The sequence below is a fragment of the Streptomyces sp. 891-h genome (genome assembly GCF_022760275.1).
GTDB classification, from domain to species: domain Bacteria; phylum Actinomycetota; class Actinomycetes; order Streptomycetales; family Streptomycetaceae; genus Streptomyces; species Streptomyces spirodelae.
On record NZ_CP050693.1, the window covers coordinates 642,049 to 662,612 of the forward strand.

At 70.8% G+C, this 20,564-nt stretch carries 16 protein-coding genes; 12 read left to right on the forward strand and 4 right to left on the reverse strand.

The genetic code is table 11. From position 1 onward, the window contains the following. Nucleotides 1-28: 28 nt before the first annotated feature. From HC362_RS02875 to HC362_RS02890, 4 genes are read left to right on the forward strand one after another with little or no spacing between them, the layout of a single operon-like run. Nucleotides 29-1,570 (forward strand): rhamnulokinase, encoded by a 1,542-nt coding sequence (locus tag HC362_RS02875; protein ID WP_279240063.1) that lies wholly within the window; start codon nucleotides 29-31, stop codon nucleotides 1,568-1,570. Next, complete coding sequence (locus tag HC362_RS02880; protein WP_243082191.1) at nucleotides 1,561-2,313, forward strand: (Fe-S)-binding protein; 753 nt, start codon at nucleotides 1,561-1,563, stop codon at nucleotides 2,311-2,313. The genes HC362_RS02875 and HC362_RS02880 overlap by 10 nt, the downstream gene beginning before the upstream one ends. Next, nucleotides 2,310-3,869 (forward strand): lactate utilization protein B, encoded by a 1,560-nt coding sequence (locus HC362_RS02885; protein ID WP_243082192.1) that lies wholly within the window; start codon nucleotides 2,310-2,312, stop codon nucleotides 3,867-3,869. Before HC362_RS02880 ends, HC362_RS02885 begins: the two co-directional genes overlap by 4 nt. Then, nucleotides 3,866-4,558 (forward strand): LUD domain-containing protein, encoded by a 693-nt coding sequence (locus tag HC362_RS02890; RefSeq protein WP_243082193.1) that lies wholly within the window; start codon nucleotides 3,866-3,868, stop codon nucleotides 4,556-4,558. Before HC362_RS02885 ends, HC362_RS02890 begins: the two co-directional genes overlap by 4 nt. Nucleotides 4,559-4,620: 62 nt before the next feature. Here the strand turns inward: HC362_RS02890 and HC362_RS02895 are convergent, their stop codons facing one another. Next, on the reverse strand, nucleotides 4,621-5,733 hold the full coding sequence (locus tag HC362_RS02895; RefSeq protein WP_243082194.1) for a LysR family transcriptional regulator: 1,113 nt from the start codon (nucleotides 5,731-5,733) through the stop codon (nucleotides 4,621-4,623). Nucleotides 5,734-5,921: 188 nt separating this feature from the next. Between HC362_RS02895 and HC362_RS02900 the strand changes: the two genes are divergently transcribed. The 4 genes from HC362_RS02900 (at nucleotide 5,922) to HC362_RS02915 (ending at nucleotide 9,562) form a co-directional block, all read left to right on the forward strand. Next, complete coding sequence (locus HC362_RS02900) at nucleotides 5,922-6,512, forward strand: hypothetical protein (RefSeq protein ID WP_243082195.1); 591 nt, start codon at nucleotides 5,922-5,924, stop codon at nucleotides 6,510-6,512. A gap of 177 nt (nucleotides 6,513-6,689) precedes the next feature. After that, the gene (locus HC362_RS02905) at nucleotides 6,690-7,433 is read left to right on the forward strand and encodes an MBL fold metallo-hydrolase (protein WP_243082196.1); all 744 of its coding nucleotides are present in this window, start codon (nucleotides 6,690-6,692) and stop codon (nucleotides 7,431-7,433) included. A 78-nt stretch (nucleotides 7,434-7,511) separates the two neighbouring features. Beyond that, nucleotides 7,512-8,318: an ATP-binding cassette domain-containing protein gene (locus HC362_RS02910; RefSeq protein WP_243082197.1), complete on the forward strand. Its 807-nt coding sequence runs from the start codon at nucleotides 7,512-7,514 to the stop codon at nucleotides 8,316-8,318. 131 nt (nucleotides 8,319-8,449) lie between these two features. Then, nucleotides 8,450-9,562: a questin oxidase family protein gene (locus HC362_RS02915; protein ID WP_243082198.1), complete on the forward strand. Its 1,113-nt coding sequence runs from the start codon at nucleotides 8,450-8,452 to the stop codon at nucleotides 9,560-9,562. Nucleotides 9,563-9,569: 7 nt separating this feature from the next. Here HC362_RS02915 and HC362_RS02920 read toward each other — a convergent pair whose 3' ends face one another. Then, entirely contained in the window at nucleotides 9,570-10,079 is a 510-nt protein-coding gene (locus HC362_RS02920) for an O-acetyl-ADP-ribose deacetylase (RefSeq protein ID WP_243082199.1), read from the reverse strand. Between the two features lie 242 nt (nucleotides 10,080-10,321). Between HC362_RS02920 and HC362_RS02925 the strand changes: the two genes are divergently transcribed. Continuing rightward, nucleotides 10,322-11,623 (forward strand): DUF1343 domain-containing protein, encoded by a 1,302-nt coding sequence (locus HC362_RS02925; protein WP_243082200.1) that lies wholly within the window; start codon nucleotides 10,322-10,324, stop codon nucleotides 11,621-11,623. An 18-nt stretch (nucleotides 11,624-11,641) separates the two neighbouring features. On the opposite strand, the gene HC362_RS02930 is transcribed toward HC362_RS02925, so the two are convergent. Continuing rightward, nucleotides 11,642-13,462 carry an ABC transporter ATP-binding protein gene (locus HC362_RS02930; protein ID WP_243088330.1) on the reverse strand — a complete coding sequence of 607 codons (1,821 nt, stop codon included), beginning with the start codon at nucleotides 13,460-13,462 and terminating at the stop codon, nucleotides 11,642-11,644. 181 nt (nucleotides 13,463-13,643) lie between these two features. On the opposite strand from HC362_RS02930, the gene HC362_RS02935 reads away from it, so the two are divergent. Beyond that, on the forward strand, nucleotides 13,644-14,090 hold the full coding sequence (locus HC362_RS02935; protein WP_243082201.1) for a MarR family transcriptional regulator: 447 nt from the start codon (nucleotides 13,644-13,646) through the stop codon (nucleotides 14,088-14,090). A gap of 258 nt (nucleotides 14,091-14,348) precedes the next feature. Continuing rightward, nucleotides 14,349-17,318, forward strand: coding sequence for an FAD-binding and (Fe-S)-binding domain-containing protein (locus tag HC362_RS02940; protein ID WP_243082202.1), 2,970 nt, complete (start codon nucleotides 14,349-14,351; stop codon nucleotides 17,316-17,318). A 98-nt stretch (nucleotides 17,319-17,416) separates the two neighbouring features. Here HC362_RS02940 and HC362_RS02945 read toward each other — a convergent pair whose 3' ends face one another. After that, nucleotides 17,417-18,811, reverse strand: a complete 1,395-nt coding sequence (locus HC362_RS02945) for an alpha-amylase family protein (RefSeq protein ID WP_243082203.1) — start codon at nucleotides 18,809-18,811, stop codon at nucleotides 17,417-17,419. A gap of 342 nt (nucleotides 18,812-19,153) precedes the next feature. Between HC362_RS02945 and HC362_RS02950 the strand changes: the two genes are divergently transcribed. Next, nucleotides 19,154-20,563 (forward strand): Gfo/Idh/MocA family oxidoreductase, encoded by a 1,410-nt coding sequence (locus tag HC362_RS02950; RefSeq protein WP_243082204.1) that lies wholly within the window; start codon nucleotides 19,154-19,156, stop codon nucleotides 20,561-20,563. The last annotated feature ends 1 nt before the right edge of the window (nucleotide 20,564 follow it).

The window sequence follows — 20,564 nt, forward strand, 5'->3', positions numbered from 1 at the left end:
AGCGGTGGCCAGGAGGAGGCGGGCGGGCGTGAGAGCCGGTAGTGGGAGCGCGTTCGCCGCTGTCGACCTGGGCGCCTCCAGCGGCCGGGTGATGCTCGGCCGGGTCGAGGGCGGCAGTATGGCGTTGGAGGAGGTGCACCGGTTCGCCAACCGGCCGGTACGCGTGCTCGGCACCCTCCACTGGGACGTCCTCGGCTTGTACCGGGGCGTACTGGACGGGCTGCGTGCCGCGGGCACCGCGGCGGGTGCCGGCCCGGGCGGCGTGGCGTCGGTCGGCATCGACTCCTGGGGCGTCGATTACGGACTGCTGGACGCCGACGGCACGCTGATCGGCAACCCCGTGCACCACCGCGACGCACGCACCCAGCAGATGCCGACGGAAGTCGGGAAGGTACTGCCCGCCGACGAGCTGTATGCGCACACCGGCATCCAGCGCATGCCCATCAACACGCTGTATCAACTGGCCGCCGCGCGCGACAGTCACCAATTCCGCTCGGCGCGACAGCTGCTGCTGATCCCCGATCTGATCTCCTACTGGCTGACCGGACAGCGCGGCACCGAGCTGACCATCGCCTCCACCACCCAGCTCCTCGATCCCCGTACCCGTCGCTGGTCACCCGCTGTCGCGGAAGCACTCGGTGTGGACCTCGGCCTCTTCCCGCCGCTGCGCTCCCCCGGCGACCCGGCCGGAGCGCTGCGCGCCGATGTGCTCGCCGAGACAGGCCTGACGGGACCTGTACCCGTGACAGCGGTGGGGGCGCACGACACCGCGTCCGCCGTCGCGGGAGTGCCCGCACAGGGCGGCGCTTTCGCCTACATCGCCACCGGAACCTGGTCACTGGCCGGAGTCGAGCTGACCTCCCCGGTGCTCACCGAGGAGAGCCGCGCTGCGAACTTCACCAACGAACTGGGTGTGGACGGAACGGTGCGCTATCTGCGCAACATCATGGGGCTGTGGCTCCTCCAGGAGTGCCTGCGCGCCTGGGAGACGGAGGGCACGCCACAGGAGCTGGACGCACTGCTGGAGTCGGCGGCCAGGGCTCCCGGTCTGCGCTCGGTCGTGGACGCGGGCGGCGCCGAGTTCCTGGAGCCCGGAGGGATGCCCCAACGGATCGCCGAGGCGTGCCGCCGCAGCGGCCAGCCGGTGCCGCGCGGCGCGGCCGAGACGACGCGCTGTGTCCTGGACTCGCTCGCCCTGGCGCACCGGGAGGCGGTCTTCGAGGCACAACGGCTGTCCGGGAAGCAGGTGGAGACGGTGCACATCGTGGGCGGCGGGGCGCGCAACGCGCTGCTGTGCCAGTTGACGGCCGACGCCTGCGGGCTGCCGGTGGTGGCGGGTCCGGTGGAGGCGGCCGCGTACGGGAACGTGCTGGTACAGGCGCGTACGGCCGGAGCGGTGACGGGCCCGCTCCCCGCACTGCGGGCTCTGGTGCGCAGCAGCGTACGGCTGCGACAGTATGCCCCGACGGGTGATCACTCGTCGTGGCACCGGGCCGCGGCGCGCGTCCGCCGGGACGCATCCGCCGACGGCCCACAGCGCGAGGAGGGAAGGGAGGCGTCGTGCGCGTAGGGCTCTTCGTCACCTGCATCAACGACGCGCTCTATCCACGCACCGGGCAGGCCGTGGTGACGCTGCTGGAACGGCTCGGAGTGGAGGTCGGTTTTCCCGAGGCACAGTCGTGCTGCGGGCAGCCGCAGTTCAACACGGGCTACCGGCACGCGACCGAGCCTCTTGTGCACCGTTACGCTTCGGCGTTCGAGGGCTACGACCACATCGTCGTACCGTCCGGCTCCTGCGCCGCCATGGTGCGCGAGAACTATCCGCGCATCGGTGCCAGAGCCGCGGCCGAGGGGCGGGGCCAGGTGCTCTCTGCGGTGGCTGAGCGCGCGGTGCCGCGCACCTATGAGCTGACGGAGTTCCTCGTGGACGTCCTCGGGGTCACCGATGTGGGCGCCTACTATCCGCACACCGTCACCTACCACCCGACCTGTCACGGGCTGCGCATGCTCGGCCTGGGCGACCGGCCGCGCCTGTTGCTGGAACAGGTGAAGGGGCTCGAACTGCGCGAGCTGGAGGGAGCCGAGGAGTGCTGCGGCTTCGGCGGCACCTTCGCCGTCAAGAACGCGGCCGTCTCCAGCGCCATGGGCGCCGACAAGGCCCGCCATATCGAGGAGAGCGGTGCCTGGGCGGTGTGCACGGTGGACAACTCCTGCCTGATGCACATCGGCGGCACGCTCTCCCGCTTGGGCTCACGGGTGCGTCCCGTGCATCTGGCGGAGATCCTGGCCGGTACCGAGGAGGCGCCGCGGTGAGCGTCACCTACCTGGGCATGCCGCCGTTCCCGGAAGCGGCCGAGGTGTCCACCAGGGACGAGCGGTTGGCCGGCAATCTGCGGCACGCCACCCGCACCATCCGCGACAAGCGTGCCGGCGCCGTGGCCGAGCTGGCGGACTGGACCGCCCTGCGCACGGCCGGGGCGCAGATCAAGGACCGCACGCTGCGCCATCTCGACCACTACCTGGAGCAGTTGGAGGCGTCCGTCAGCGCCGCCGGCGGCACCGTGCACTGGGCGGCCGACGCGCGGCAGGCCAACGAGATCGTCACCCGGCTGGTACGGGCGACAGGCGAGCGCGAGGTCGTCAAGGTCAAGTCGATGGCCACCCAGGAGATCGGCCTGAACGAAGCACTGGAGCGCGCCGGGATCGCGGCGTACGAGACCGACCTGGCCGAACTGATCGTGCAGCTGGGGGACGACCGCCCCTCCCACATCCTCGTGCCCGCCATTCACCGCAACCGTGGGGAGATCCGGGAGATCTTCCGGGAGCGGATGGGCCGTTGGGGGCGTCCGGCGCCGGACGGGCTCTCGGACAGTCCCGCCGAGCTCGCGGAGGCCGCGCGGCTGCATCTGCGGGAGAAGTTCCTCAACGCCAAAGTGGGCATCTCCGGGGCGAACTTCATGGTGGCCGAGAGCGGCACCCTGGTCGTCGTGGAGTCCGAGGGCAACGGCCGGATGTGCCTGACGCTGCCCGAGACGCTGATCTCGGTGGCCGGTATCGAGAAGGTCGTGCCCACCTGGCGCGACCTGGAGGTCTTCCTGCAGCTGCTGCCGCGCTCCTCCACTGCCGAGCGGATGAACCCCTACACCTCGACCTGGTCGGGCACCACGGACGGGGACGGCCCCCGGGACTTCCACCTGGTGCTGCTGGACAACGGGCGCACCGACATCCTGGCCGACCAGGTCGGCCGGCAGACGCTGCGCTGCATCCGCTGCTCGGCCTGCCTCAATGTGTGCCCGGTCTACGAGCGCGCGGGAGGGCACGCATACGGCTCGCCCTATCCCGGGCCCATCGGCGCCATCCTCACGCCGCAGCTCGACAGCATGGCGACGGGACTGGACGCCTCGCTGCCGTACGCCTCGTCGCTGTGCGGCGCCTGCTACCAGGTGTGCCCGGTGGCCATCGACATTCCCGAGGTACTGGTGCATCTGCGCGAGCGGGTGGTGCAGGGCGGAACGGTCACCGTGCGCGGGCAGCGCACGACCGTAAAGCCCGCCAGAGGGCATGCGGCCGAACGCGCTGCCATGCGGGCGGCCTCCTGGACGTTCGACCATCCGCGTGCCCTGGGCGCCGGGGAGCGGCTGGCCGCGCGGGCGCGGCGCCTGGTGCCGAGCCGACTGCCGGGGCCGGGGCGCGCCTGGACGGACACCCGCGATGTGCCACAGGTCCCGGCGGAATCCTTCCGCGACTGGTGGCGGCGCACTCGCGGGCCCTCGGAGGGGTCCGGGACAGAGCGACGGCACGGCTCAGGGCAGCACAGCGCGGAGCAGCACCGCACAGGCGACTCCGGGCATCTGGAGGGCAACGAATGAGCGGCCGTGAGACCGTGCTCGGCCGGGTACGCCGCGCACTGGCCGACGTGCCGCGCGCGGAGCGGCCCGAGCAGTCCCCGGTCGACCGGGACTACCTGCGGGTGCACGGTGAGCGCTCCACGCAGGAGACGGTCGGGCTGCTCGCCGCCCACTTGGCGGACTACCGCGCGCATGTGCACCACTGCGCCGAGCAGGAGCTGCCGGAGACGATCGCCGGGCTGCTGGCGCGGCGGGGCTCGCGCAGTGTGGTGGCACCTGTGGGAGTACCCGTGCAGTGGCTGCCTGTCGGGGTCGAGCGGGTGCCCGACTCGGCGGCGCTGACCCCGCTCGACCTGGACGCGGTGGGCAGTGTGGTGACCGGGTGCGCGGTGGCCGTGGCCGAGACGGGCACGCTGGTCCTGGACGCTTCGCCAGATCAAGGGCGGCGGCGCATCACCCTCGTCCCGGACCACCACATCTGCGTCGTACGGGTGCCTGAGCAGGTCGTCGACTCGGTGCCGCAGGCCCTGGAACGGCTGGACCCGGCCCGGCCGCTGACGTGGATCTCCGGCCCGTCGGCCACCAGCGACATCGAGCTCGACCGGGTGGAGGGCGTGCACGGGCCGCGCACACTCGATGTGGTGCTGGTCTCCGGTGCGGCGGCCGGACACCCGCAGCCGCCCGGGGACCGACCGCCGTCCGCGGACTGACCACCGCCCGGAGACCGGCTGCCGGGCAACGGCAGCGAGCGGCGGGCGATGGCCGGTCCGCGTCAGCAGACGGGCGCGACCGCCGGTACGGGCTCGCGCTCGGCCGATACCCGTCCCTCGGCGCGGATACGGGCGTGCCGGCGGGCCAGTTCCTCCCACAGCAGGCTCACCGGATGGTCCGGGTCGCGGTTCTCCGGCTCGCGGCGGCGGAAGGCCCCGACGAGCACCCGTTGTTCGGTTCCCATGTCCTCCACCAGCGGCAGGGTGCGCAGCCCTTGCGCCTCGGGGAGCCTGCCTTCGGTTATCGCCTCCCCGATACCCTGGGTGACGAGCATGCTGCCGTACAGCACGCGGGAGCTGAGGAGCTCGAAGCCGTAGTGTGCGGAGTCGATTTCGGCCGCTATCCGCATCCGGCGGCGGTACTCGGGTCCGAACCAGCCGCGCAGCACGCCGGGAATCAGCCCGTCGGTGGACACCACGAGCGGCAGCCTCGGCAGCGCCCGCACACCCACTCCCGCTCCGTTCGGCCTGCCGTCCTGCGCGAGATCTCCGTCCGGCTGGTTGGTGGCCAGGCAGAAGCCGCCGCGCCGCCATTCCATGACCTCGTAGCCCCCCAGGGCGACGTCGTGCCCGGCGGCTGTCGTCTCGGCGGCCCCCGCGGACGCCGAGACGAGGATGCTGCCGCACACCAGGTCGAGTTCGTGGGAGCGGAGCTTCTCCAGCACCGCCCCGCTGCGGACGTGCGCCATCGTCAGCTCCACTCCTTCTCGGGTGAACCGGTCGTTGACCTGTTCCACCGCGTTCAGGAGGTAGCCGAGCGTGTAGCGGGTGGAGCCGACGCGCAGACTGCGGCCGCGGCGTCTGCGGGCGGTGTCCAGCCCTTCGCGCCAGCCGTCCAGTGTGCCGCGCGCCAGCCGGGCCAGCTCCTCGCCGGTGCGGGTGAAGTGCACCCGCTCGCCTCGTCCACGTTTGCGCAGTAGGGGCTCGCCGCAGTGGTCGCCCAGCTTGCGGTTCATCGTGTCGAGCTGCTTCTGGATGCTGGACTGCTCGCGGCCCAGCCGGCGAGCGGCGCCCAGAGCCGTGCCCTCCTCGTACACGGCGAGCAGGGTCCGCAGTTGGTCCATCGTGACGTCGAGCAACCCAGGTGGGTAGTCGGCGGTGCCTGGCAGGGGCATATGTGCTGGTCACTCTCCTCGGTCCGGGCGGTTTCGGGCTCAGCAGCCTAACTGCCGTCCCGTGTCCGCGAGTTCAGGCGCAATGTTCTCCAGGTTCCTTAGCGGAACCGGTGGTTCGGCCGGGTGTTCCCGTGTAAGGGTCGAGCCGTTCGTTCTTTCCCCTGCAGTTCCGCAAGGAGTTCGTGCACGTGAGCCACCCCCAGACCGCCCCCCGCACCGGCATGCCCTCCGGCCTTCCTGGCACTGGCCACCCGGCCGTCGGACCGGTGAGGAGACCGGGCCTCGTGGTCGTCATGCTGGCCGTCACCGTACTGTCCGCCCTCTCCGGCGCTGTCGGCGCACTACTGGTCTACGTCGGCGGCAAGGACCTCGCCGACGAGAACGTGCGCAAAGCCGTGGACAGCGACCCGGCCGCGGTCGGTCTGCCCGCCGGTACGACAGCGGCCGATGTCAAACAGCTCACCGGCACCGCGTGGGACGGCATCGTCACCGACTGGGAGAGCACCATGTCGGCGCGGGCGACGATCGCCCTGGTCCTCGCCGTCGCCGTGGCGCTGTTCGCGCTGTTCGCCCGTACGGGGGCGATCTGGGCACGCGTGCTGCTCAGCGTCTTCGCGGTGCTGGCGGCTGCTTTCCCGCACATGCTCGTCCTGCGCGACGCCGCCCCGACCGGGCTGTACGCGACCAGCCTCGGCGCCATCGTCCTCGGGCTGCTCGCAGTGGTGCTGTGCTGGCTGCCACCTGTGGGCCGCTACGGGAAGGCGCTGCGGGGCCGCTGACCGTACGCGCCCGCACATCGCACGTGCCCGCACCCGGCAGCACCCGCACGCGTCTGCGCCCTGCGCGCGGTTCCGGCGACTTCCCGGCGCCGGGCGGGAGTTCGCTGAGCGCGCAGCCGCTACGCGCCCGGCGTAAAGCGCTGACAGCCGGGCCGGGAGACCGCATACGGTCCCGCCATGGAACCTCAGCCGGTGCGGCCCTTTCTGCATGTGATCCCGTTCGCTGTCGGGCAGGCGTATCTGTGGCGGGACGGTGAGGAGATCTCACTCATCGACACCGGCCCGCCCGGCAGCGCCGACGCGGTGGAGGCCGCCATCCGGCACTGCGGCGGCGAACCCGCCGCGCTCCGGCGGATCGTGCTCACCCACTTCCATCTCGACCACACCGGTTCGGCCGCCGAACTGGCCGCCCGCCACGGGGCCGAGGTGGTGGCTCACCGCGCGGACGCGCCGGTGGTCCGTGGCCAGGTGCCCGCGCCACCGCCGGACATGGCCGGCGCGCCGGAGTGGGAGCGCGCCGTCTTCGACCAGGTGCACGCCCCGTTCGGCATCACAGCGGACGCCCCCGCAGTACCGCTGGCACCGCCCTGCCAGGTGGACCGGGAGGTGGACGAGGGGGATGTGCTGGAGCTCGGCGGCGGCGCCACCGTGCTGTCCGTTCCCGGCCACACACAGGGCAGCCTCGCGCTGCTGCTGCCCGAGCACCGCACGCTGTTCACCGGGGACACCGTCGCGCGGATCGAGGACGCTCCCGCACCCGGTGTCTTCAACCAGGACAGGGCTCGCACCATCACGGCGTTCAAGCGGCTGTGCGCACTGGGCGCTCGCGAGAGCGTGGAGACCGTCTGCTTCGGACACGGTGCACCCCTGGCCACCGGCGGCGGTGAGACACTCGCGCAGGCCGCTGCAGCGCACAGCTAACCTGGGCGCCCGCACAGCGGCGCGGAGCCCGGTGTTCCGTTGCGCCGCCCACCGCGCAGCAGGTACGGGAGGCCTCCGATGAACCAGCCCTCACCCCGCCAGGTCGCCTCGATCGAGCAGGTCGGTGTCCGCCGTACGACCTCCGAGCAGCTCATCCTCGACGGGATCGACTGGTCGGTACGGGCCGGCGAGCACTGGGCCCTCCTGGGGGCCAACGGTGCGGGGAAGACCACACTGCTGAAGCTGCTCGGCGCCGTCATGCACCCCACGACCGGCAGCGTGGAGGTGCTGGGCAACAGGCTCGGCAGGGTGGATGTACGCGAACTGCGCGCCCACATCGGCCATGTGTCGACAGCACAGCGGGTGCCGCAGGACGCCACGGCTCACACGGTCGTACTGACCGGTGCGACCGGCACCGTACAGCCGCTGTGGCGCAAGTACGACGAGGAGACCCGCCGGCTGGCGAGCGAGCTGCTCTCGGAACTGCAGTGCAAGGAGCTGGCCGATCGGCCGTTCGGGGTCTGCTCCGGCGGCCAGCGGGCCCGCATCCTCATCGCCCGTGCCCTGATGCCCGCGCCGTCGCTGCTCCTGCTGGACGAGCCGTTCAACGCGCTCGACCTGCCGTCCCGTGAGGACCTGATCGACGCGCTGCGCCGCCTGGCCGCCGACCCCCCGTCTCTGGCGACCGTGACGGTCACCCACCATCTGGAGGAGTTGCCGCCCAGCACCAGTCACGCGCTGCTGCTGCGCGAGGGCAGGATCACCGCGGTCGGCCCGGTCTCCGAAGTGCTGACCGGTGAACTGATGACGCAGTGCTTCGGCCGCCCCATCGAGGTCACCCGCCAGGATGGCCGGTGGCTGGCCCGCTCGGGCAGCCGCGCCTGACCGCGGAAGGCCACCGGGTCCGGTCGCAGGAGGGTCCGGGCGAAGCCTGCGAGCCGCCTAGGTCTTCGGAAGTAGGCGGATTCGGGCCCGCGTCCGTTATCGGCCGGTCCAGTGCCCTTTAGCGTCCCGGCATGGACTCAGACACTCAGGGCGCCCACCGCGCCGACAGCGCCGGAACAGCCGACCGCACCGGAACACTGGACGAGGCACTGGAGCGCCTGCACACCTGCGGGCCCGAGCACGAGGGCTGGCTCAGCAACCACGCGCCGATGGCCGTGGAGGCTCTGGTGCGGCACGGGCAGGCCCGCTCCGTGCACCGCTGGATCGACGCCTACCGGGACAAGCTGGAGGACATGCCCAGCCCCGACACGCCCGTCACCGAGGCCAACTGGCGCGAAGCACTGGGCGACCCCCGGCGGCTCGCCGACTGGACCGACTACTTCACCCACCAGGTCGACGAGCACCCCTGGCAGGACGTGCTCGCCCTGTGGTGGCCCCGGCTGCTGCCCGGCATCTCCGCGGGCGCCACCCACCCGGTGATCAGGACAGGACACGCCGTCCGGGCCCTGCTCACAGACGACGGCCAGACGGCACCGCGCCGAACGGAACTGGCACACGCGCTCGGGTACTGGGCGGCCCGGCACAGCACTCTGTCGGGTGTGACGATGCTGCCCGCGGAAACGTCCGCCGAGGCGGGCTACGAGGCGGTGCCGCTGATCGCCGATCAGAGCGGTGGAATCCGCGCACGACTCGCCCGTATCACCGCCCTGCCACAGCGGCCGGTCCCGGCTGCACGAACGGCAGCGGAGAAGGCCGGTTCGGGCGGTACCGATCCCGACGAAGCGCGTGCCGACCTGGAGGAGATCGTGCGCGCGGCCACCCGGAGGTACGCCACACACGCACACGGCTCACCCGTCATGCTGGTGCACGCCGCGACCGCGCCCAACGCTGTACTGCGCATCCTGCCCGCGCTTCCCCGCACGCTGTGGGCCGCCGGAGCGGACGCCGCGTGGGCCGCGAGCGCGGCCGTCACAGCTGTCTACGGCCCCGCTGAGGGCAAACCGGTTCCCTCCGGCTCGCCGGTCCCCCCACAGGAGGCCTTCGCCCGTGCGGCGGCGCACGGTGACGAGCACGCCATCAAGTTCGCCGACACGGCGTTGGATGTCATCGCAAGCGCGGACGGCGGTGACCCGCTCGCCACAGCGGCGATGCTGCGCGCTACGGAGCTGATCGAGCCGGTCTGAGCTGCGTTCAGACAGCGGCGCGGAAGGTGTCGTAGGAGCGCTGGTCGAACAGGACGAGTCGCAGCTCGGCGAATCCCTCGCCCTCTTCCCGCAGCGTCCGCACCGCGATGCGTGCCGCGTCGTCGAGCGGCCAGCGGTAGACGCCCGTGGAGATGGCGGGGAACGCGACCGTACGGGCCCCGAGCTCGCGCGCCACCCGCAGCGACTCACGGTGGCAGGAGGCCAGCAGTTCCGAGCGGTCCTCCTCCTGGCTGAAGACCGGGCCCACCGTATGGATGACCCAGCGTGCCGTCAGCCGTCCCGCTGTCGTGGCGACGGCCTGTCCGGTGGGCAGGCCGCGCCCGTAGCGCTCGGCGCGCAGCTTGCGGCACTCGGCGATGATGTCCGGGCCGCCCTTGCGGTGAATGGCGCCGTCCACACCTCCGCCGCCCATCAGCGAGGAGTTGGCGGCGTTGACCACGGCGTCGACGTCCTGTTCGGTGATGTCGCCTTGCACCAGGGTGATGTTCGTGGGCATGGCCCCATCCTGACGTGCCGGGGGGCCACGCGCACACCGGTTACCGCCGGCGGTCCCGTCGGCGGTCCCGCTGTTCCCGCCGTTCCCCCCTTCCGCCCTTCCGCCCTTCCGCCGCATGGTCCAGCGCGCCGACGCGCCCTTGGACGGACGTCACTGCTGCGCGCCCTCTGGTCGACGCTCGTGCGGTCGTATTAGCTTGCCCCACCGCCTGCTGTCCCTGGACGCCGGAAGGACGGTCCCACATGACCGCTGCACCCTCGCGCCGTTCGCTGCTGGCCGGTGGCACAGCCGCCGCTGTCGCCACCCCGCTGTTCTCCCCCTCCGCTGCGGCGGCACCGTCCGGACAGACCGCCGGCCGGAGCGGCGCACGCCCCGTGACCCCGGGCGCCGACGTCGCGGCGGCGGGAGGCTGGCGCATTCTGCGGGGCCGGAAGGTCGGGGTCGTCAGCAACCCGACAGGCGTGCTGCGGGACGCGCGCCATGTGGTGGATTCGATGGCCGCCCAGCGCGAGCTGCGCATTGTGGGAGTCTTCGGCCCGGAACACGGTTTCCGGGGCAGCGCGCAGGCGGGTGAGTCCGAGCCGGAGTTCGAGGACCCGCGTACCGGTCTGACGGTCTATGACGCGTACGGCGCGGACGGGGTCAAGATGGCCGCCCTCTTCCGCAAGGCCGGCGTGGACACCGTCGTCTTCGACATCCAGGACGTCGGGGTTCGCTTCTACACGTACATCTGGACCATGTACCACGCCATGGTCGCGGCGCGGGAGATCGGCGCGGCCTTCGTCGTCCTGGACCGGCCGAATCCGATCGGCCGCAGAGCGGACGGCCCGCTGTTGACCCCCGAGTTCGCCTCGGGGGTCGGACTGAAGCCCATCATCCAGCAGCACGGTATGACGGTGGGTGAGCTGGCCCGCTACTTCAACGGGGAACTGCTGCCCGACGAGGGCGACGGCGGACAGGTGGAGCTGGAGGTCGTACGGGTGCGCGGCTGGTCGCCCCGTACGACGGCGCACCGGACGGGACTGGTCTGGGTGCCGCCGTCCCCGAACGTCCCCACCCCAGACACGGCGACCGCGTATGCGGGCACCGGGTACTTCGAGGGGACGAACCTGTCGGAGGGGCGTGGCACCACACTGCCGTTCCAGTTCATCGGCGCGCCGTTCCTGGACCACCACTACAGCGACCGGCTCAACGCACTGCGGCTGCCGGGAGTGCTCTTCCGGGAGGGCTACTTCGTGCCCACCTTCAGCAAGCATCAGGGCAAGACCTGCGCGGGCGTACAGCTGCTGGTGACCGACCCCGTCCGCTACCAGGCCGTGCCAACGGCGGTGGCCATGCTGCGCGAGGCGATGCGGTACGACGGCTTCGCCTGGCGCAAGGACGCCGATCCCAAGCGGCCGTACTGGATCGACAAACTGTCGGGCTCCGCACGGCTGCGGGAGATGCTGGACGCGGGGCACGGCCTGGAGGAGGTCACCGGCGCGTGGCGCTCGGAGGTGCGCCACTTCGAACGGGTGCGGCGCCAGTATCTCCTCTACCGGTGAGCCAGAGGGCCGACGGGATCAGCCGCCGACCGGCACGTCCGCCGTCTCACTGTCGCGCCGTACCAGGGCCGCGTATCTGCCGTCGGCGGCCAGGAGTTCGGTATGGGTGCCCCGTTCGGCGATCCGGCCGCCGTCCAGTACGACGATCTGATCGGCGTCCCGGATGGTGGAGAGGCGGTGGGCGATGGTGAGCGTGGTGCGCCCTTGGGAGAGCGCGTCGATGGCCTCCTGGACGGCGCGTTCGGTGCGGGTGTCGAGGGCGCTGGTGGCCTCGTCCAGGATCAGCACGGGCGGGTCGCGCAGGATGGTGCGCGCCAGCGCGAGACGCTGCTTCTCGCCGCCGGAGAAGCGGTAGCCGCGCTCGCCGACCAGCGTGTCGTAGCCGTCCGGGAGCGCGGCGATGTGGTCGTGGATCTGTGCCGCCCGCGCTGCCTCGCGCAGTTCCTCGTCCGTGGCGTCCGGCTTGGCGAAGCGGAGGTTGTCGGCGACGGTCGCGTGGAAGAGGTAGGTCTCCTGGGAGACCACGCCGACGGCCGTGCTGAGCGTCGCGAAGTCGAGGTCCCGCACATCGACACCGTCGAGGGTGACGCGGCCGCCTGTCACGTCGTAGAGGCGGGGCACCAGGTAGCTGAGAGTGCTCTTGCCGGAGCCGGTCGCTCCCACCACGGCGAGGCTGCTGCCCGCCGGGACGGTCAGATCGATGCCGCGCAGGGTGTACCCGGTGTCGTGCGCCGGGCTGCCCGGCGGGCGGGTGTCGTAGGTGAAGTCGACGCTTTCGAAGCGGACCTCACCGCGCACCTTCGGCAGCTGCACCGGGCGGGCCGGCTCGGTGATGGTCACCGGCAGGTCGAGGTACTCGAAGATGCGCTGGAAGAGCGCCAGTGAGGTCTGCATCTCCACGCCGGTGCTGAGCAGCGAGACAGTCGGACGCAGCAGTCCCTGCTGGAGGGTGACGAAGGCGACGAGCGTGCCGATGGAGAAGGCCGGGCCGCCGAATCGGGTCAGCATGCCGGCCGTCCAGTAGAGCAGCGCCGGGATGGCGGACATGACGATGCCGATGGTGGCCATGCGCCAGCGTCCGGCCATGTTGGAGCGGATCTCCAGGTCGACCAGCCGCTCGGACTCGTCTGCGAAGTTCCGGGTGAGCGAGTCGGCCCGGCCCATGGTGCGGCCGAGCAGGATGCCGCTGACCGACAGGGACTCGGTGACGATGGCGGACATGGCGGCCATCTGTTTCTGCCGCTGTGTGGTGATGCGCTTGCGCTCCCGGCCCACCCGGCGGCTCACCCACACGAAGAAGGGCAGCAGCGCCAGCGAGGCGAGGGTGAGCCGCCAGTCCAGCGCGAGCATGGCGACGATCGTGGCCACCACGCTGGTGAGGTTGGAGACGAGCGAGGTGGCGGTGGAGGTGACGGTCGCCTGCATACCGCCGATGTCGTTGGCGATGCGGGACTGGACCTCGCCGGTCCGGGTGCGGGTGAAGAAGGCGAGCGGCATCCGCTGGAGCTTGGCGTAGACCGCGGTGCGCAGATCGTGCATGACCCGCTGCCCGACCGTGGTGCTGATGAGCGTCTGGAGCACGCCGAAGACGCTGGTCACCACGGCGGTGACGATCATGCCGAGGGCGAGCAGCGACAGCAGTCCGGTGCGCTGCTGCGGGATGGCGACGTCCAGGATCTCGCGCAGCAGGAACGGCGAGGCCACCGAGACCAGGGAGGAGGCGGCCACCAAGAGGCCGACCAGGGCCAGACGGCCGCGGTAGGGGCGGAAGAGACGCAGGATGCGGCGCACCTGCGCGGGCTGCTCAGCGGACTGTCCGGTTGACCGCTCCGCGCTCAGCGGTTCCTTCGGCGGCGTCCAGCCGGGGGCTTCACGGTGCAAGAGACTCCTCGGGGTTGCTCTGCGGCGCAGACCTGCGGCTCAGGTCGGCTCGGATCGTCGCAGGTTTCGGTTCGGGTTACGGAGCATAGTTCATCGTTACCTATACTCACAATGAATTAACCCCTGATAGCCTGCTGCCATGGTCCATCCACCCTCCGACGAGACCGCCTCCGACCTCGCCGACCAGCTACTGCGCCTCACCAAGCGGATCAACCACGCGCACCGGGAGAACTTCGCACCGCTCGGGGTCACGCCCGCACAGGGCCGGATGCTGCGTACGGTCGCGCACAGCCCTCAGCCGCCACGGATGGCGGACCTCGCCACCCAGCTCGGCGTGGTGCCCAGGCAGGTCACCAGCCTGGTGGACGCGCTGGAGGAGCGCGGACTGGTACGGCGCGCCCCGGACGCCACGAACCGCAGGGTGATCCGCATCGAGCTGACCGAGGACGGCTCCCGGGCCCTCACCGAACTGCGGCAGGCCCGCAGGAGCGCGGCGGAAGAGCTCCTCGCGCCTCTGACGCCGAGGCAGCGCGAGGAGCTCAGCAGGCTGCTGGCGCTGCTCGACGCGCGACAGGGCCACTGCTGAGGTGGCGGCGCTCAACTGTTGAGCGAGCACCGCCATGCTGAGAAACCGCACTACTGAGAAACCGCACTACTGAGAGACACCGCGCCTCTGAGCACCCCGCCAAGGAGCGCGCCGCCGGTTTACCGCTACCCGGCCGAGCATTACCCGGCCGGGACGACCCTCGGGGCCGGTGTCGGTGGGCCGAACTAGCATGTGGCCCACAAACACCCGCACTCCCCGCCCCGCCCGTCCGTGCCCCCTGGCGCCCCTGGAGATGCCATGCCGCTGCTCGAACCCAAGGCCGGCGCGCTGCGTCCGCGGACCGGCGCGGACCACTCCCCGGCCGCAGACCGGGTTCCCGAGGCCAGGGCGCAGGGAACCCCGCAGCCGCTGCGCGGTGACCTGGAGAGGCTGCTGGGCGCCGACAAGGTGCTCACCAAAGTCTCCGACCTGGTGCGCTACGCCTCCGACGCGAGCCCGTACCGCTTCATCCCGCAGGTGGTGGTGCTGGCCGAGGACGTGGCCGATGTGGCAGCCGTGCTCGGATACGCCAGGGAGAACGGCAGGGACGTCGTCTTCCGCGCCGCGGGAACGTCGCTGAACGGACAGGCCCAGGGTGAGGACATCCTGGTGGATGTCAGGCGGCACTGGGCGGGCGTCGACGTGCTGGCACAGGGTCGGCAGGCCCGGATCCGGCCGGGGACCACCGTCTTCCGTGCCAATGCCGCGCTCGCGGCACATGGGCGGCTGCTCGGCCCCGATCCGGCCAGCGCCATCGCCTGCACGGTCGGCGGAGTGGTCGCCAACAACGCGTCCGGGATGACGGCAGGCACCACCCGGAACTCGTACCGCACTGTGGCCTCCCTCACCTGCGTCCTGCCCAGCGGCACGGTCGTGGACACGGCCGATCCCGAGGCGGATGAGAAGCTGGCCCACGCCGAACCGGAGCTGTGCGCGGGGCTACTGGCCCTCAAGGCGGAGATCGAGGCCGAACCGGAGCTGGTGGCCCGCATCCGGGCCAAGCACGAGTTGAAGAACACCAACGGCTACCGCCTGGACGCCTTCCTGGACGGCACGACCCCGGTCGAGATCCTGCGCGGGCTGATGGTGGGCTCCCAGGGCACTCTCGGCTTCCTCGCCGAATTCGTCTTCGACACCCTCCCGCTGCACCGGCACACCTCCACCGGGCTGTTCTTCTTCCCGTCCCTGTCCGCCGCGGCCGCCGCCGTACCGCGCTTCAACGCGGCCGGGGCGATGTCCGTCGAACTGATGGACGGCAACACGCTTCGCGCCTCGGTCAGCGTCTCCGGGGTGCCCCAGGACTGGGCAAGGCTCCCGAAGGAAACCACCGCCCTGCTGGTGGAGTTCCGCTCCCCCGACGACACCACGCGCGCGGAGCGTGAACAGGCCGCGCGCGAACTGCTGGCCGAACTGGAGCTGGTGGCGCCCGTTGCCTCGGTCACCAACGAACTGACCCGCGACCCCGCCACGATCGCCTCCTACTGGAAGGCCCGCAAGGCGTTCGTCACCGCGGTCGGCGGCTCCCGCCCCTCCGGCACCACGCTGATCACCGAGGACTTCGCCGTACCGCCCTCCCGGCTCGCCGAGGCGTGCGAGGCCCTGCTGGAGCTCCAGGAGCGGCACGGTTTCGACGCAGCCGTCGCGGGCCATGCCGCACACGGCAACCTGCACTTCCTGCTGGCCTTCGACGCCGCCGACCCGGGCGACGTACAGCGCTACGCGGCCTTCATGGACGAGTTCTGCCGGATGACCGTCCAGCGCTTCGACGGATCCCTCAAGGCCGAGCACGCCACCGGCCGCAATATCGCGCCCTTCCTGCAACTCGAGTGGGGCAGCGAGGCCACGGAGCTGATGTGGCGCGTCAAGCGTCTGCTGGACCCGACCGGAGTGCTGGCCCCGGGAGTGCTGCTGGACCGGGACCCGCGGGCGCACTTGCGCGGCCTGAAGTCGATCCCGGCCGTCGAAGCGCTCGCCGACCCGTGCATCGAGTGCGGCTTTTGCGAGCCGACCTGCCCGAGCGAGGACCTGACCACCACGCCGCGCCAGCGGATCGTGCTGCGCCGCGAGATGACACGCCAGTCCCCCGACTCCCTCGTGGGCGAGAACTTGCTGGCCAGTTACGGCTACGACGCCGTGGACACCTGCGCGGGCGACTCCACCTGCAAGCTGGACTGCCCCGTCGGCATCGATACAGGCGCACTGATGAAGAAGCTCCGGCACGCCCGGCACTCGCCCCGCGAGGAGCGGAACGCGGAGCGCACCGCACGGCACTTCGCACAGGTGGAGCGTTCGACAAGGCTCGCCGTGGCCGCTGCGGACCAGCTCCGCCGACGGCTTCGGGGACGCCGTGGCGACCTCGGGGACCGGCTGCTCGGCGCGGCCACCGGCGCTGCCCGTAGAGTCGTCCGCCCCGACCTGGTGCCCGAGTGGCTGCCGGAGATTCCCGCACCCGCCGCCAAGCGGCTCCCGGCGACGAGCAGACAGCAGGCCGTCGCCGTCTACTACCCGGCGTGTGTGAACCGCATCTTCGGCGACCCGGACGGTTACGTGGGACTGTCGCTGCCGGAGGCCGTGGTCACCGTCTCCGCCCGAGCCGGCCGTCCGGTGTGGATCCCGGAGGATGTCACCGGCACCTGCTGTGCGACCATCTGGCACTCCAAGGGGTACGAGGCGGGCAACACGCTGATGGCCAACCGCATGGTCGAGGCGGCGTGGCGGTGGACGGACGGCGGCGAACTGCCCCTCGTCGTGGACGCCTCCTCCTGCACCCTGGGCATCGCGGAAGAGGTGGTGCCCTACCTGACACCGGCCAACCGCAAACTCCACGACAGGCTGACCGTCCTCGACTCGCTCGTATGGGCCGCCCGGGAGCTGCTGCCCCACCTTGCGGTCGAGCGACGCGTCGGCTCGGCCGTGCTCCACCCGACGTGCTCGATGCGCCATTTGGGAGACGAGGCGGAACTGCGCGAGGTGGCCGAGGCGTGCGCCGAAGAGGTCGTGGTGCCGCTGGACGCGGGTTGCTGCGCCTTCGCGGGCGACCGCGGGCTGCTGCACCAGGAGCTCACCGCCTCCGCGACGGCCCGCGAGGCGGCGGAGGTGACGACACGCTCCTACGACACCTATCTGTCGGCCAACCGGACGTGCGAGATCGGCCTCGACCATGCGACCGGCAACCGGGGATACCACTCGGTGCTCCAGGAGCTGGAATCGGCCACCCGGCCGCGGTAGTCCGCCACGCCGACAGGCCCCACGACGCGCGCCACCGGCCGTGCGTGTCACCGGTACGGACACGCCACCAGGCCGTGCACGTCGTGAGGCCGTGCGTGTCACCGCCTACCGTGTGCCGTACCTGTCGTCTTCGCCGTCGCGTCCACGTGCAGGGCGACTGCCCCGTGCGCGGGGACCGTCATCCGCGCCCTGCCGTCGGCATCGACGGTGACCTTCTGTGCGCAGCCGCCTTGTGCGGCGGCGACGTTGCAATACGCACCGGGGGCCAGTGAGGTCTGGAAAGTCCTGCTCAGCTCGCCGTCGCCGTTGTTCAGTGCCACGAAACCCTTGTCACCGCGGCCGAAGGCGAGAGCCTGTCCCTCGGACCACCAGTTCGTCAGCTCCGCCGTACCGACAGCGTTGCGGAAGCCGACCATGCCGGTGATCTCGGGCCTGGCATGGGCGTCGGTCCATCCCTCGGCACCGCTGGGCGGCCCGGCGTCGGGATCGTTGAAGGTGTAGCCGGAGAAGATGTTCGGTGAACCGTAGGGATGGGCCAGTTCGAAGACATTGGCGAGCGTGTAGGCCGCGTCGTCCTTGTAGGTGAGAGTGGAGCCGTTGCGTTCGGTGTCCCAGTTGTCGACGAACGTACGGGCTGCGCCGCTGCCCAGCATGCCGTCGCCGATGGTCTGAAGTGAGCCGAGATCGCCGCCCTGGAAAGCGCTCTTGAGTCGGCGGCCGTAGCGGAACTCGTCCACGTCGCCGATGCCCGTGTACTCCCCGGGCTGCACGGCCTCGCCGTCGCCGTGGATGACCTCGCTGACCCAGAAGCCGGGGTCCTGGGTCATCTTCGCCTTGATGGCCGCCACATCGGCGGCGGCCATGTGCTTGGCCGCGTCGATACGGAAGCCCGCCACACCGAGCGAGCGCAGGTCGTCGAGGTAGCCGGCGATGGCGCCGCGCACTTTCTCGCTGCCGGTGTCCAGGTCGGCCAGGCCGAGGAGTTCGCAGTTCTGGACGTTCTCGCGGTCGGTGTAGTCGGTGATGTCCTTGCGGCAGCCGTGGAAGTCGGCGTCCTCGAAGAGGCCCGGATAGCCGTACTTGGTGTACCGAGTGCCGCCGGTACCGGTGCCGGAGCCGGAGGTCATGTGGTTGATGACGGCGTCGGCGATCACCTTGACACCTGCCGCCTCGCAGGTTTCGACCATCTTCGCGAACTCGTCGCGACCACCGAGCCGGCCGGCGATCTTGTAGCTGACCGGCTGGTACGACGTCCACCACTGGTCGCCCTGGATGTGCTCGGTGGCGGGCGAGACCTCGACGTAGCCGTATCCGGCCGGACCGAGAGTGTCCGTGCACTCCTTCGCGACCGAGGTGAACGGCCGCTCGAACAGCGTTGCGGTGACGCTCTTTCCGCCGGGCGGTGCCGCCTGGGCGTGCCAGGGCGTCGCCGCGATCAGTCCGCTTGCCGCCAGCGTTGCCGCCGTACTGGCGCTGAGCAGTCGCTTTCTCATCGTGCGGCTCCTTCGGTGTGCGGGCACAGGCGTGCCCGGGAAGGCAGCCAGGCGCCTGGGCCACCGTGGGGGGAGGGTGAACGCGCCGCCGGATACGGCACCTTCATGGGGTTACGGCCGGGAGCCTGCCGCCGCGCAAGAGCGTCGTCAAGAGGTTCCGCAAATATTTCCAGTGAGTTGCAGCAAGATTTTGCGGAAACGGAAGTCCATCCACAGGCAACGAGAGTCCAAGTTCGCACTCTTGCGCACCACAGGTCTCAACCACGAAGGTCCTGAGCCGAGTTCACCCATCCGACGTGCAGGGAGCCGCGAGTCGGCGTGCACAGAGCTGCGGGAGACCCGATGAGTGACGACCAAGGATTCAGCCGCCGTTCGGTCCTGCGGACCGCCGGCGTCGCGGGCGCCGGGCTGGGCATCGGCGCACTGGGCGGCCCAGGAGCCGAGGCGGCACAGCCCGGTGCCGCCTCGGCAGCACAGGAGGGCGAGGCCACCGCGAAGACGCCGCCTCGCCGCGGCAGGACGATGATCGGCGTGCCGTTCGAGGAGCGCCGCACCGTGCGGGTGGGCATGATCGGACTGGGGCAGCGCGGCGGCAGCATGATCGACCTGTTCCTCGCACTGGAGGGCGTGCGCGTGGTCGCGCTGTGCGATCCGGTACGGGAGAAGACCGAACGCGCCGCGAAGAAGGTCACCGACGCCGGGCAGCCCGCGCCTGCCCTCTACGCCAAGGGCGACCACGACTTCGAGAAGCTGTGCAGACGCGGTGATGTCGACTTCGTATATGTCGCCACCCCGTGGGACTGGCATTTCGAGATGGCCAAGGCCGCGATGAAGGGCGGCAAACATGTCGGCGTCGAATGCCCCATCGCCATGGAACTGGATCAGTTGTGGGAACTGGTCGACCTCTCCGAGCAGACGCGCAAGCACTGCATGCAGTTGGAGAACTGCGTCTACGGGCGGAACGAGATGCGCGTGCTGCGGATGGCACACGAAGGGCTCTTCGGCGACCTGCTGCACAGCGCGGGCGCCTACCTTCACGACCTGCGCGGGCTGATGTTCGACCCGGACTACTACGAATGGCCTTGGCGCCGGAAGTGGCACACCCGGCTGAAGGGCGACCTCTACCCGAATCACGGATTCGGCCCGGCCGCCAACTACATGGACATCAACCGCGGCGACCGCGCGGTCCGCATCGCCACCTTCGGTTCACCGGCGCTCGGCCTGGCCGCCTACCGGAAAGAGCACATGCCGCCCGGCCACGAGAGCTGGAAGGAGACATACATCGAAAGCGATATGTCGATCAGCCTCGTCCAGACAGCCAAGGGCAGAGTTGTCCGCCTGGAGCATGACGTCTCCAACCCGCACCCCTACTCCCGCATCAACATCCTCGGCGGAACCAAAGGCGTCTTCGAGGACTACCCGCCGCGGATCTACCTTGAGCCGGACATGTCCGGGGACCAGTGGGGCGACTTCGACAAGTACAAGAGCCACGACCACTGGCTGTGGAAGGAACACGCCGATCCGCCCGGCGGGCACGGTGGCATGGACTACATCATGCTGTTCCGGCTGGTGCAGTGCATGCGCCTGGGACTGGTGCCCGACTTCGACGTCTATGACGCCGCCACATGGACCTCACCTGTGCCGCTCAGCCACGCCTCGATCAAGGCCAAGGGCACACCGCAGGAGATCCCGGACTTCACCCGCGGGCTGTGGCGGAAGAAGCGGCCGGGAGTCGACTCGGAGAAGCCCTAGG